This window comes from Streptomyces sp. NRRL S-920, assembly GCF_000717945.1.
GTDB lineage: Bacteria > Actinomycetota > Actinomycetes > Streptomycetales > Streptomycetaceae > Streptomyces > Streptomyces alboniger.
This window is the reverse complement of sequence record NZ_JODF01000016.1, coordinates 186,262-199,589: the sequence shown is the minus strand read 5'-3', so window position 1 is coordinate 199,589 and position 13,328 is coordinate 186,262. Positions and strand designations below refer to the sequence as shown.

Here is a 13,328-nt window from a genome sequence, read left to right as displayed (position 1 = left end):
CAGACACCGGCCCGGCCGCGCGGCCGGGCCGGTGTCTGGGTGGGCACGCTCGCCGGGGCCTTCCTCATCGGCGGCGGCGCGACGGCCGGGGTCCTGATCTGGCAGGACAACGCCGACGACAAGACGGACAGCGCGGGCAAGGACGGCAAGCCCGCGGTCAGCCGGTCGGAGGAGCCGAGCCAGGCTCCCGAACCGGCCACCTCGCCGGAGCCCCGGCGGAGTGCGGAGCCGAGCGACGGCGCGGGTTCCGGCGCGGCCGACGGGGCCGATGACACCGGCGCCCCCGAGGGCTTCGAGCGGGTGACCGACACCGAGAAGTTCTCCTTCGCGGTCCCGGAGGGCTGGACGCGGCAGCCCGTGAACCCGGAGCGCCCGGGGCAGATCACGTACGCCTCGGTCGGCCGTGAGCAGTTCCTCGTCGGCGTGGTCAAGGACGCGCCCTACACGTCGTACGAGAACTTCACGAAGATCGAGAAGGTCACCAAGTCCGCCCCGGACAAGTCGGACTACGACCGGATCCGGCTGGAGCACAACACCTTCCGGGGGCGGGACGGCGCGATCTGGGAGTACACGTACACCGACGAGGCGGGCCGGACGATCCACGCCGTCAACCAGAGTTACGTCGCGGAGAACGGCACGGAGTACGCGATCCAGCTCTCCTGGCGCGAGAGCTTCTGGAGCGCGGGCGAGGGCATGCGGACGCACCGGACCGCGCTGGAGACCTGGCGGCTCACCGACTGACCCCCGCTGCCCCCGTCACGCCCCCCGCCGCCGCCCCGCTACAGCGTGAGCCGGAAGCAGTACGCCACGCGCCGCCCCTCGCCGTCGCCCGGCGTCGGCGGCGTGGTGAACGTCTCGCCGAGGTCCATGCCGAGCCGCCGGGTCACCGCGACGGAGCGTTCGTTGCCGGCGTCGACCATCGCCACCACGCTCGGCACGCCACGCCCGCGCAGCCGTTCGACGGTGGCGCGGGCGGCGGCGGTCGCGTACCCCTTGCCCCAGGCCGCGCGCGTCAGCCGCCAGCCCATCTCGATCTCGCCGGCGGGGCCCCACGCGCGGGCCCACGGCTGGGCGCCCGCGAAGCCGATCGGCTCACCGGCCCCGTCGAGCAACGTCCAGAGGCAGTACCCCAGTTCGGCGTCGTGTCTGCGCTGGCGCGCGGTCAGCTCCTCGTACATGGACAGCTCCGCGGGCACGCCGCCGTGGAACTCCATGACCTCGGGATCGTCGAAGAGCCGGTGCCATACGAAGGCGTCCTCATGGGTGGGAACGCGCAGCCGTACGGCGGGAAGCTGTACGGCGGGCAGGGTCTCGGTCTGCTCGGTCACGTGTGGCCCTTCGGCTGTCTGATCGGTACCGCCTCATAGACTGCCCGTATCCCGTGCCGGTCGGCACACAGATTTCGAGCCTTGGGGAGAACCCGCCGTGACCGAGCCCCTCTCCGAACACTCAGCGGACGTCATCGTCGTCGGAGCCGGGCCCGCCGGTTCGACCACGGCGTACTACCTGGCGAAGGCCGGGCTCGACGTCCTCCTCCTGGAGAAGACCGCGTTCCCGCGCGAGAAGGTCTGCGGCGACGGACTCACCCCGCGCGCCACCAAGCAGCTCGTGTCCATGGGCATCGACATCTCCGAAGAGGCGGGCTGGCTGCGCAACAAGGGCCTGCGCATCATCGGCGGCGGTGTACGGCTCCAGCTGGACTGGCCCGACCTCGCCTCGTACCCCGACTACGGCCTCGTGCGCAAGCGCGACGACTTCGACGAGCAGCTCGCCCGGCAGGCCCAGAAGGCGGGCGCACGGCTGTACGAGCGGTGCAACGTGGGCGAGCCGGTCATCGACGACCGCACCGGCCGCGTCACCGGCGTGCACGCCAAGCTCGGCGAGGAGAAGACCCCGGTCACCTTCCACGCCCCGCTCGTCGTCGCGGCCGACGGCAACTCCTCGCGGATCTCGCTGGCCATGGGCCTGCACCGGCGCGAGGACCGCCCGATGGGCGTCGCCGTACGGACGTACTTCACCTCGCCCCGCCACGACGACGACTACCTGGAGTCCTGGCTGGAGCTGTGGGACCGCCGCGGGCCCGAGGACCGGCTCCTTCCCGGCTACGGCTGGATCTTCGGCATGGGCGACGGCACGTCCAACGTGGGCCTCGGCATCCTCAACTCCTCCAAGGCCTTCCGCGAGCTGGACTGGCGCGAGGTCCTCAAGGCGTGGTGCGCCTCGATGCCGGAGGACTGGGGCTACACCCCCGACAACATGACGATGCCGATCCGCGGCGCCGCCCTGCCGATGGCCTTCAACCGCCAGCCGCACTACACCAAGGGCCTGCTGCTCGTCGGCGACGCGGGCGGCCTGGTGAACCCCTTCAACGGCGAGGGCATCGCGTACGCCATGGAGTCGGGCCAGATCGCCGCCGACGTCATCGTGCAGGCCCACGCGCGTGCCACCCCCGCCCAGCGCGAACTGGCCCTCCAGAACTACCCGAAGACCCTCAAGGACACCTACGGCGGCTACTACACGCTGGGCCGCGCCTTCGTGAAGCTCATCGGCAACCCGAAGGTCATGAAGATCGCCACGCAGCGCGGCCTGACGCACCCCCTCCTGATGAAGTTCACGCTGAAGATGCTGGCGAACCTCACGGACCCGACGGGCGGCGACGCCATGGACCGCATCATCAACGGACTGAGCAAGGTGGCGCCGAAGGCGTGAACGACGTGCACGGCGGCCCCGCCTCGGTGGACCGCGCGCTCGACCTCCTGGAGGCGGTCGCCCGGTCCGCGGAGCCGGTCGGCGCCAAGGCCCTCGCGAGAGAGCTGGGCTGCGCCCTCTCGACGGTCTACCACCTGCTGGCCCCGCTGACCGCGCGCGGCCACGTGGCCCGTACTCCGGACGGGTACGTCCTCGGGCCGCGGGTGCCCTCCCTGTACCGCTCGTTCCAGCGGCAGGCGGGGATCGACACGGGCACCCGGGGGCTGCTGATGGACGTACGCCGCGCCGCGGGCGCCCACGCGTATCTGAGCGTGCGCCGCGGTGGACGGATCGCGGTGATCGACAGCACCACGGCCGTCACGGCCCACGGCGCCGACCCGTTCGAGGTCGGCCCCGATCACGGCGCGCACGCCACCGCGCACGGCAAGGTCCTGCTCGCTTCCCTGCCGCGGCGGGCCCGGCGCCGTTATCTCGACGAGTTCGGGCTGCCCCGGCTGACCGAGCACACCATCACGAGCCCGGACCGCTTCGAGGCCGAGCTGCGCCGGGTGCGCGCGGCGGGCGTCGCGGTGTCGGTGGGGGAGACGGACCCGGCGTACACCTGCGTGGCGGTACCCCTCGGGGACGGGACACGGGCGCTGTCGGTCTCGCTGCCGACGGCGCACTTCCGTGGGCGTCGCGCGGAGTTGGCGCGGGTCCTCACGCGGGCCGCGCGGCACGGCTTTCCGGCAGCGTCGGAATAGCGGGCCCCTGCGGTTGCCGGGCACGGCGGGCGGGCGGACGCTGGCCGCATGATTTTCATCGCCGTCAAGTTCACCGTCCGCCCCGAGCACGCCGACACCTGGCTGGAGCGGACCGCCGAATTCACCCGGGCCACGCGCGCCGAGCCCGGCAACCTCTTCTACGAGTGGTCGCGCAGCGTCGACGACCCCCACCAGTTCGTGCTCCTGGAGGCCTTCGCCTCGCCCGAGGCGGGTGCCGCGCACGTCGAGTCCGACCACTTCAAGGCCGGCATGGAGACGATGGCCGAGGCGATCGCCGAGGTCCCGCGGATCGTGAACACGGAAGTTCCGGGCGACGACTGGTCCCGGATGGCCGAGCTTTCCCCGAAGAACGCCTGAGAAAAGGCCTGAGAAGCCGTCTCAGGGCACGCCGAGGGCCGGAACCCCACCCAGGGGGTTCCGGCCCTCGCTCGTGTCTGTGTGAGGCCGTCAGAGGACGCGCACGGCGCCCGAGGCCGGGTAACCGGACAGGTCCTGGATGACAACGCCCTTGCTGGGGTTGGCGGCGTCCAGGTACTGGCCGTTACCGATGTACACACCGACGTGGTACGCGGAGCCGGCGCCACCCCAGTAAAGGATGTCGCCCACCTGGATGTTGGAGAGCGAGACCGGCGTACCGGCGACCGACTGGTCCTGCGAGACGCGCGGAAGGTCCACGCCCGCCTGCTTGAACGCGGCCTGCACCAGGCTGGAGCAGTCCCAGGCGTTGGGGCCCGAGGCACCCATCACGTAGGCGTCGCCGAGCTGCGCCTTGAGGAAGCTGATGACCGTGCCGACGCTGCCGCTGGCCGGGGCGACGGAGTCCGAGGCGGTGGCGGCGCCACCGGAACCGGAGCCGGACGTCGACTGGGTGGAGAGCGGGGTGCGCTCGGTGGCACGGGAGGCGCGCTCCGCGTCGGCCTTCTTCTTCGCGGCGGCCTCGGCCTTGCGCTTGGCCTCGGCCTTCTTCTCGGCCTGCGCCTGGTCTTCCCTGGCCTGCTTGGCGGCCTTGGCGGCGGCGGCGTCCTGCTCGGCGCGGGACTCGTAGGTGTCCGCGGCCTGCTGGGTGAGGTCGGCCGACTGCGCGATCTGCGCGGACAGATCGGTGGTGAGGGTGGGCATTTCGATGGTCTCGGTCACCGGCTCGGCCGCGTTCGCCGTACCGGCCGCCGCGGCCACTGCCAGGGTGCTGAGGACGCCACCGGCAACTCCGGCGCGCAGGGCGAGCTTGGAGGCGCTGCGACGGGGCTTCCGGTGGCTGGGTATGTGAGCGGTGTGGGACATGAGAACAACCGCTATCAGGGACTCGTGGTTCCCTTCAAGAAACGTGTGCTGCGCCACAGTTGTCACTCGCGGCCCTGAATCCCGGGCGTGTCGCTCTTTATTGACGCCGTAACGGGCAATGCGGACACCGGTGATCACGCCTGTGATCATGGGTTTTCTGAGATACGCCCGAATTGCCCACGGTCTACCACCGGTTGAGGCCGTTGGCCAAGCCCGGTTGATTGGGCATAGGGGGGGGCTGTGACGCAGGTCACAGGGGTACCCGCTCGGGGATCTCCCTGAGATCTCGCTGAGACCTCCCTGAGATCTTCCGTACTTTTCGGCTGCCCTACGCGTGGATTCCCAACCGTTCGCGCGGACGCCGACGGTTCCTCGTGAATCGACGCACGCGTCCACATCTGTCCCCGCCGCTGCCGCCAAAGTGTGAACGCGACGCCTTTATCAAGGGAACGCGTCCAGCGCCAATTTGCCTGGGCTGACCACCTCTTGATAGAGCGACACGCCTTCGACCAGGCATGACGCGCCGGGATGTCACCTCTAGTGATCACTCAGGCGCTTCGCGTACGAAGATCACCGCTCATCCGACTTCATGATCCTTCGTCAGGTGGTGGAGATCACAAAGCCGTTGTCGCACCCCGTGTCGCAGATCACAGACCGGCGGGCATAAGATGCGGGGCAGTTGGGCTTGTGACCTGCTTCACATGTAAGCGATCTTCGGTGGGAGCCGGGCCGGGTCCGACGTAACCGCCAACAGTCAGTGCCGACTGAGAGGAGCGAGGAGCGTGAACGCCTATGCGCCCATCCTCGTGCTGGGAGCCCTCGGGGCAGGCTTTGCGATCTTCTCCGTGGTCATGGCCACGCTTATCGGTCCAAAGCGGTACAACCGCGCGAAGCTAGAGGCCTATGAGTGCGGTATCGAGCCGACGCCGACGCCGGCCGGTGGTGGGCGATTCCCCATCAAGTACTACCTGACGGCGATGCTCTTCATCGTCTTCGACATCGAGATCGTCTTCCTCTACCCCTGGGCCGTCACCTTCGACGCGCTGGGGATTTTCGGGCTCGTGGAGATGCTGCTCTTCGTGCTCACCGTCTTCGTCGCGTACGCGTACGTATGGCGGCGCGGCGGCCTGGAATGGGACTAAAGGTCTGAGGGGCCAAAGAGCATGGGACTCGAAGAGAAACTGCCGAGCGGTTTTCTGCTGACCACCGTCGAACAAGCCGCGGGCTGGGTGCGCAAGTCATCCGTCTTCCCCGCCACGTTCGGCCTCGCGTGCTGCGCCATCGAGATGATGACGACGGGCGCGGGGCGGTACGACCTGGCGCGCTTCGGTATGGAGGTCTTCCGCGGCTCGCCGCGCCAGGCGGATCTGATGATCGTGGCCGGCCGGGTGAGCCAGAAGATGGCGCCGGTCCTGCGGCAGGTCTATGACCAGATGCCCAACCCCAAGTGGGTGATCTCGATGGGGGTTTGTGCTTCATCGGGCGGGATGTTCAACAATTACGCGATTGTGCAAGGTGTGGACCATGTCGTCCCTGTTGACATCTATTTGCCCGGTTGTCCGCCGCGGCCCGAGATGCTGATGGACGCGATTCTCAAGCTCCACCAGAAGATCCAGGGTTCCAAGCTCGGCGTGAACGCGGAAGACGCGGCCCGCGAGGCTGAGGAGGCGGCCCTCAAGGCGCTCCCCACCATTGAGATGAAGGGGCTGCTGCGGTGAGCGACTCGCACGACAAGCAGGACTCGCCCGGCACGCCTGACGCGTCCGAAGGGCAGCTGAACGGCAACGACGAGCACCTGAACGGCAACGGCGTCCCCGCCCCGCGCGACGCGGCCGGTGAGGTCATCCGCGTACGCAAGGGCATGTTCGGCGCCGAGAACGGCGGCGACACCTCCGGCTACGGCGGGCTCGTACGGACCATCACGCTGCCCGGCGCCTCCGCGCGCCCCTACGGCGGCTGGTTCGACGAGGTCGCGGACGAGCTGGAGGGTGCCCTGGAGGAACAGGGCCTGCTCCCGGAGAACGCGATCGAGAAGACGGTCGTCGACCGCGGCGAGCTGACCTTCCACATCGCGCGCGAGCACCTGCCGCGCGTCGCCCGGACGCTGCGCGACGACCCCGCCCTGCGCTTCGAACTGTGCACGGGCGTCTCGGGCGTGCACTTCCTGGAGGACAAGGGCCGCGAGCTGCACGCCGTCTACCACCTGCGCTCGATCACCCACAACCGGCTGATCCGGCTCGAAGTCAGCGCACCCGACGCCGATCCGCACGTCCCCTCGCTCGTCTCCGTCTACCCGACGAACGACTGGCACGAGCGCGAGACGTACGACTTCTTCGGCCTGGTCTTCGACGGTCACCCGGCCCTGACGCGGATCATGATGCCGGACGACTGGCAGGGCTTCCCGCAGCGCAAGGACTACCCCCTCGGCGGCATCCCCGTCGAGTACAAGGGCGCCCAGATCCCGGCTCCGGACCAGCGGAGGTCGTACAGCTGATGTCTGCTTCTCATGCTTCTGCTCGGGAGACGACCGAGGGGACCGTATATACGGTCACCGGCGGCGACTGGGACGAGGTCGTCCAGTCCGCCGCGAAGGCCGACGACGAGCGCATCATCGTCAACATGGGGCCCCAGCACCCCTCCACGCACGGCGTGCTCCGCCTGATCCTGGAGATCGAGGGCGAGACCGTCTCCGAGGCCCGCTGCGGCATCGGCTATCTGCACACGGGCATCGAGAAGAACCTCGAATACCGCACGTGGACGCAGGGCACGACGTTCGTCACGCGCATGGACTACCTGACGCCGTTCTTCAACGAGACGGCGTACTGCCTCGGGGTCGAGAAGCTCCTCGGCATCGAGGACCAGATCCCGGACCGCGCCTCGGTCATCCGCGTCCTCCTCATGGAGCTGAACCGCCTCTCCTCGCACCTGGTGTGCATCGCCACCGGCGGCATGGAACTGGGCGCGACCACGATCATGATCTACGGCTTCCGTGATCGTGAACTCATTCTCGACATCTACGAGTTGATCACCGGCCTGCGCATGAACCACGCGTACATCCGGCCCGGCGGACTCGCCCAGGACCTGCCGCCCGGCGCGGTGGACCAGATCCGCGAGTTCGTGAAGAAGATGAACAAGAACCTCCCCGAGTACGACAAGCTCGCCACCGGGAACCCCATCTTCAAGGCCCGTATGCAGGACGTCGGCTACCTCGACCTCGCCGGGTGCATGGCGCTCGGCGCCACGGGCCCCGTCCTGCGCTCGGCGGGCCTGCCGCACGACCTGCGCAAGTCCCAGCCCTACTGCGGCTACGAGAACTACGACTTCGACATCCCGACCGCGGACACCTGCGACTCCTACGGGCGCTTCCTCATCCGCCTCGAGGAGATGCGCCAGTCGCTGCGCATCGTCGAGCAGTGCCTGGACCGGCTGAAGCCCGGACCGGTCATGGTCGCCGACAAGAAGATCGCCTGGCCCGCCCAACTGGCGCTCGGCCCGGACGGCCTCGGCAACTCGCTCGACCACATCAAGAAGATCATGGGCACCTCCATGGAGTCCCTGATCCACCACTTCAAGCTGGTGACCGAGGGCTTCCGGGTCCCCGCCGGACAGGCGTACACCGCGGTGGAGTCGCCCAAGGGCGAACTCGGCGTGCACGTCGTCTCCGACGGCGGCACCCGCCCCTACCGGGTCCACTTCCGCGACCCGTCCTTCACCAACCTCCAGGCCATGGCGGCGATGTGCGAGGGCGGCCAGGTGGCCGACGTCATCGTCGCCGTCGCGTCCATCGACCCCGTGATGGGAGGCGTCGACCGGTGACCACCACTCCTTCGGAACAGGCCACGGGCGTCAGCCTGGGCATGCCCCAACTCCCCGCCCCCGACTACCCGGCCGACGTCCGCGCCCGGCTCGACGCGGACGCCAAGGAGATCATCGCCCGCTATCCGGATGCGCGGTCCGCGCTGCTGCCCCTGCTGCACCTGGTGCAGTCGGAGGAAGGCCACGTCACGCGCACGGGCATGCGGTTCTGCGCCGAGACGCTGGGCCTGACCACCGCTGAGGTCACGGCCGTCGCGACCTTCTACACCATGTACCGGCGCAAGCCCTCCGGCGACTACCAGGTCGGCGTCTGCACCAACACCCTGTGCGCGGTCATGGGCGGCGACGCGATCTTCGACGAACTCAAGGCCCACCTCGGCGTCGGCAACGACGAGACGACCGAGGACGGCAAGATCACCCTTGAGCACATCGAGTGCAACGCCGCCTGCGACTTCGCCCCCGTGGTGATGGTCAACTGGGAGTTCTTCGACAACCAGACCCCCCAGTCCGCCAAGCGCCTCGTCGACGACCTGCGCGCGGGCGTCCCCGTCGAACCCACCCGCGGCGCGCCGATCTGCACCTACAAGGAGACCGCCCGGATCCTGGCGGGCTTCCCCGACGAGCGGCCCGGAGCCGTCGAGGCGAGCGGCGGGGCGGGCCCCGCCTCACTGATCGGACTGCGCCTGGCCAAGGGCGAGGCTCCGCAACGCCGCGTGGTCCACCCGCGCGCGGGCGGCCCGCAGGACGACGGCTCCCACGCGGGCACGAAGGACGCCGCCGAGCACCTCAGCTCGCACGACGCACCGCAGCAGACCTCGGCATCCGACCCGGCCCACCCGGCCGGACCGACCGCCGAGGAGGGGGAGTGATGACCTTGGCAGCCGAGATCGACAACGAGACCAGCCCCGAGAAGCTTCTCTCGCCGGTCCTCTCCGCCTTCTGGGACGAGGAGAAGCCCTGGACGCTGGAGACCTACCGGCGCCACGAGGGGTACGAGGGTCTGCGCAAGGCGTTCGCCATGGCCCCGGACGACCTCATCGCGTATGTGAAGGACGCGGGTCTGCGGGGCCGCGGCGGCGCCGGATTCCCCACCGGGATGAAGTGGCAGTTCATCCCGCAGGGAGACGGCAAGCCGCACTATCTAGTTGTCAACGCCGACGAGTCGGAGCCGGGGACCTGCAAGGACATCCCGCTCCTCTTCGCGAACCCGCATTCCCTCATCGAGGGGATCGTGATCGCGTGCTACGCGATCCGGTCGTCGCATGCCTTCATCTATCTGCGGGGCGAGGTCGTCCCCGTGCTGCGCAGGCTGCACGAAGCCGTCCGCGAGGCCTATGCGGCGGGCTACCTCGGCAAGAACATCCTGGGCAGCGGACTCGATCTGGAACTCACCGTGCACGCGGGCGCGGGCGCGTACATCTGCGGTGAGGAGACCGCGCTGCTCGACTCGCTCGAAGGCCGTCGAGGCCAACCGCGACTGCGTCCCCCCTTCCCTGCTGTCGCGGGCCTTTACGCATGCCCCACTGTCGTGAACAACGTCGAGTCCATCGCGTCGGTTCCCGCGATCCTCCACCGCGGAAAAGACTGGTTCAAATCGATGGGCAGCGAGAAGTCCCCGGGCTTCACGCTCTACTCGCTGAGCGGCCACGTCACGAACCCCGGCCAGTACGAGGCCCCGCTCGGCATCACGCTGCGCCAACTGCTCGACATGAGCGGCGGCATGCGCGCCGGACACCGGCTCAAGTTCTGGACGCCCGGCGGCTCCTCGACGCCGATGTTCACCGACGAACACCTCGACGTCCCCCTCGACTACGAGGGCGTGGGCGCCGCCGGATCGATGCTCGGCACCAAGGCGCTCCAGTGCTTCGACGAGACGACGTGCGTCGTACGGGCCGTCACCCGCTGGACCGAGTTCTACGCCCACGAGTCCTGCGGCAAGTGCACGCCCTGCCGTGAAGGGACGTACTGGCTGGTGCAGTTGCTCCGCGACATCGAGGCGGGCAAGGGCGTCATGGCCGACCTCGACAAGCTCAACGACATCGCCGACAACATCAACGGCAAGTCGTTCTGCGCCCTCGGCGACGGCGCGGCCTCGCCGATCTTCTCCTCGCTGAAGTACTTCCGCGAGGAGTACGAGCAGCACATCACCGGCAGGGGCTGCCCCTTCGACCCGGCCAAGTCGACTCTCTGGGCCGACCGGCCCGCCGAAAACTCGGAGGTGAACGCATGACAGTGACCACGAACAGCGCTCCCTCCGGGGGCGGTGAGGCGGCCGTCCCGCCGGAGGACCTCGTGTCGCTGACGATCGACGGCATCGACATCAGCGTCCCCAAGGGGACGCTCGTGATCCGCGCCGCCGAGCTGCTCGGCATCGAGATCCCCCGGTTCTGCGACCACCCGCTGCTCGACCCGGCGGGCGCCTGCCGCCAGTGCATCGTGGAGGTGGAGGGCCAGCGCAAGCCGATGGCGTCCTGCACCATCACCTGCACCGACGGCATGGTCGTGAAGTCGCAGCTGACCTCGCCGGTCGCCGAGAAGGCGCAGCGCGGTGTGATGGAGCTGCTGCTCATCAACCACCCGCTGGACTGCCCGGTGTGCGACAAGGGCGGTGAATGCCCCTTGCAGAACCAGGCGATGCAGGTCGGCGACCCGGACTCCCGCTTCGACGGGAAGAAGCGGACCTACGAGAAGCCGGTGCCGATCTCCACGCAGGTACTGCTCGACCGCGAGCGGTGCGTGCTGTGCGCGCGCTGCACCCGGTTCAGCAACCAGATCGCCGGCGACCCGATGATCGAGCTGATCGAGCGCGGCGCCCTCCAGCAGGTCGGCACGGGCGAGGGCGACCCCTTCGAGTCGTACTTCTCCGGGAACACCATCCAGATCTGCCCGGTCGGCGCGCTGACCTCGGCGGCGTACCGCTTCCGCTCGCGCCCCTTCGACCTGGTGTCCTCGCCGTCGGTGTGCGAGCACTGCTCGGGTGGCTGCGCGACCCGCACGGACCACCGCCGCGGCAAGGTCATGCGGCGCCTCGCCGCGGAGGACCCCGAGGTCAACGAAGAGTGGATGTGCGACAAGGGACGCTTCGCCTTCCGCTACGCCCAGCGGCCCGACCGGCTCACCCACCCCCTGGTGCGCAACGCCGCGGGTGAGCTGGAGCCCGCCAGCTGGCCCGAGGCCCTTGCCGCCGCGGCCCGTGGCCTTGCCGCCGCGCGCGGCCGGGCCGGGGTGCTGACTGGCGGCCGGCTGACCGTGGAGGACGCCTACGCGTACAGCAAGTACGCGCGCGTGGCGCTCGACACGAACGACATCGATTTCCGCGCGCGCGTGCACAGCAGCGAGGAGGCCGACTTCCTCGCGGCGCGGGTGGCCGGACGGGGCCTGGACCTCGACGGGACCGGTGTCACGTACGCGGCTCTGGAGAAGGCCCCCGCCGTCCTGCTGGTCGGCCTGGAGTCCGAGGAGGAGGCACCCGGCGTCTTCCTGCGGCTGCGCAAGGCCTGGCGCAAGCACGGCCAGCGCACCTTCTCCCTCGCCACGCACATGACCCGGGGTCTGGAGAAGGCGGGCGGCACGCTGCTGCCCGCGGCTCCCGGCACCGAGACCGAGTGGCTGGACGCGCTCGCCGGCGCGACGGTCCTCGCGGACGACGGGGCCAAGGCAGCCGAGGCGCTGCGCACTTCAGGCGCTGTCATCGTCATCGGGGAGCGGCTCGCGGCGGTGCCCGGCGGGCTCACCGCGGCCGCGCGGGCCGCGTCCGCGACCGGCGCCCAGCTGGTGTGGATCCCGCGCAGGGCGGGGGAGCGGGCCGCCGTCGAGGTGGGCGCGCTGCCGTCGCTGCTGCCCGGCGGGCGCCCGGCGACCGACCCGCGCGCGCGGGACGAGGTCGCGGCCGCCTGGGGCGTCGCCGAACTCCCGCACCGCTACGGCCGCGACACCGGACAGATCGTCGAGGCCGCCGCGACCGGTGAACTCGGCGCGCTGCTCGTCGCGGGCGTCGAGGTGGCCGACCTGCCCGACCCGGCACGCGCGCGTGAGGCGCTCGACGCGGTGGGCTTCCTGGTCTCGCTGGAGCTGCGGCCCAGCGAGGTGACGGAGCGTGCGGACGTCGTTCTTCCGGTGGCCGCGGTCGCGGAGAAGCCGGGCACGTTCCTCAACTGGGAGGGCCGTGCGCGCATGTTCGACGCCGCGCTCAAGCCGGACCACATGACGCGCAGGCTGGCGCCCACCGACGCGCGTGTGCTCCACATGCTCGCCGACGCCGGTGACATCCACCTCGGACTGCCCGACCTGGTGACGCTCCGCCGCGAGCTGGATCGGCTCGGCGGCTGGGACGGGTCGTACGCGGGCGAGCCCCGCGAGACGGCGGCACAGCCGCCGCGGCCCGCCTCCGGAGAGGCCGTCCTGGCCGGTCACCGGCTGCTGCTCGACCAGGGCCGCCTCCAGGACGGCGACGAGGCGCTGGCCGGTACGCGGCACGCCGCCCACGCGCGCGTGTCGGCGGCCACGGCGGCAGAGGCGGGCGTGAAGGACGGCGACCTCCTCGCGGTCACCGGCCCCGCCGGTTCGACCGCGCTGCCGCTCCAGGTCACGGAGATGCCCGACCGGGTGGTCTGGCTGCCGCTGAACTCGACTGGGGGAGGCGTCACTTCGGACACCGGTGCCCGCCCCGGCGATCTCGTCCGTATCGGCCCGGCGGTCCTGCCGGAGCCCATCGAGGCCCCGGAGGTGACGTCGTGACGCACACCGTGGTGCCGCTTG

12 protein-coding genes and 1 pseudogene are annotated in these 13,328 nt (G+C 70.0%); 11 read left to right on the top strand and 2 right to left on the bottom strand.

Translation table 11 applies throughout. The annotated features are described in order from the left end of the window. Positions 1-741 (top strand): annotated as a pseudogene (locus tag IG54_RS0114800) (hypothetical protein); the annotation flags it as partial. Positions 742-779: 38 nt separating this feature from the next. Here the strand turns inward: IG54_RS0114800 and IG54_RS0114795 are convergent. Next, positions 780-1,328, bottom strand: a complete 549-nt coding sequence (locus IG54_RS0114795; RefSeq protein WP_234336167.1) for a GNAT family N-acetyltransferase — start codon at positions 1,326-1,328, stop codon at positions 780-782. Between the two features lie 97 nt (positions 1,329-1,425). Here IG54_RS0114795 and IG54_RS0114790 point away from each other — a divergent pair, with 97 nt between their 5' ends. The 3 genes from IG54_RS0114790 to IG54_RS0114780 are packed head-to-tail and all read left to right on the top strand — an operon-like array spanning position 1,426 to position 3,830. Then, positions 1,426-2,709: a geranylgeranyl reductase family protein gene (locus tag IG54_RS0114790; protein WP_030782836.1), complete on the top strand. Its 1,284-nt coding sequence runs from the start codon at positions 1,426-1,428 to the stop codon at positions 2,707-2,709. Next, positions 2,706-3,452: an IclR family transcriptional regulator gene (locus IG54_RS0114785; RefSeq protein ID WP_199809539.1), complete on the top strand. Its 747-nt coding sequence runs from the start codon at positions 2,706-2,708 to the stop codon at positions 3,450-3,452. The genes IG54_RS0114790 and IG54_RS0114785 overlap by 4 nt, the downstream gene beginning before the upstream one ends. Before the next feature lie 48 nt (positions 3,453-3,500). Beyond that, the gene (locus IG54_RS0114780) at positions 3,501-3,830 is read left to right on the top strand and encodes a putative quinol monooxygenase (RefSeq protein ID WP_030782832.1); all 330 of its coding nucleotides are present in this window, start codon (positions 3,501-3,503) and stop codon (positions 3,828-3,830) included. A gap of 90 nt (positions 3,831-3,920) precedes the next feature. Here IG54_RS0114780 and IG54_RS0114775 read toward each other — a convergent pair whose 3' ends face one another. Further along, entirely contained in the window at positions 3,921-4,754 is an 834-nt protein-coding gene (locus tag IG54_RS0114775; protein WP_030782829.1) for a C40 family peptidase, read from the bottom strand. A gap of 782 nt (positions 4,755-5,536) precedes the next feature. On the opposite strand from IG54_RS0114775, the gene IG54_RS0114770 reads away from it, so the two are divergent. The 7 genes from IG54_RS0114770 to IG54_RS0114740 are packed head-to-tail and all read left to right on the top strand — an operon-like array spanning position 5,537 to position 13,307. Continuing rightward, positions 5,537-5,896, top strand: a complete 360-nt coding sequence (locus tag IG54_RS0114770; RefSeq protein WP_003992243.1) for an NADH-quinone oxidoreductase subunit A — start codon at positions 5,537-5,539, stop codon at positions 5,894-5,896. A gap of 21 nt (positions 5,897-5,917) precedes the next feature. Next, positions 5,918-6,472, top strand: a complete 555-nt coding sequence (locus tag IG54_RS0114765; protein ID WP_030782826.1) for a NuoB/complex I 20 kDa subunit family protein — start codon at positions 5,918-5,920, stop codon at positions 6,470-6,472. 56 nt (positions 6,473-6,528) lie between these two features. Further along, entirely contained in the window at positions 6,529-7,248 is a 720-nt protein-coding gene (locus tag IG54_RS0114760; RefSeq protein WP_030782822.1) for an NADH-quinone oxidoreductase subunit C, read from the top strand. Beyond that, the gene (locus IG54_RS0114755; RefSeq protein WP_030782819.1) at positions 7,248-8,570 is read left to right on the top strand and encodes an NADH-quinone oxidoreductase subunit D; all 1,323 of its coding nucleotides are present in this window, start codon (positions 7,248-7,250) and stop codon (positions 8,568-8,570) included. The genes IG54_RS0114760 and IG54_RS0114755 overlap by 1 nt, the downstream gene beginning before the upstream one ends. Next, on the top strand, positions 8,567-9,439 hold the full coding sequence (gene nuoE / locus IG54_RS0114750; protein WP_030782816.1) for an NADH-quinone oxidoreductase subunit NuoE: 873 nt from the start codon (positions 8,567-8,569) through the stop codon (positions 9,437-9,439). Before IG54_RS0114755 ends, nuoE begins: the two co-directional genes overlap by 4 nt. Next, positions 9,439-10,800: an NADH-quinone oxidoreductase subunit NuoF gene (gene nuoF / locus IG54_RS0114745; RefSeq protein WP_030782812.1), complete on the top strand. Its 1,362-nt coding sequence runs from the start codon at positions 9,439-9,441 to the stop codon at positions 10,798-10,800. The genes nuoE and nuoF overlap by 1 nt, the downstream gene beginning before the upstream one ends. Continuing rightward, positions 10,797-13,307: an NADH-quinone oxidoreductase subunit G gene (locus IG54_RS0114740; RefSeq protein WP_030782809.1), complete on the top strand. Its 2,511-nt coding sequence runs from the start codon at positions 10,797-10,799 to the stop codon at positions 13,305-13,307. The genes nuoF and IG54_RS0114740 overlap by 4 nt, the downstream gene beginning before the upstream one ends. Positions 13,308-13,328: the final 21 nt, after the last annotated feature.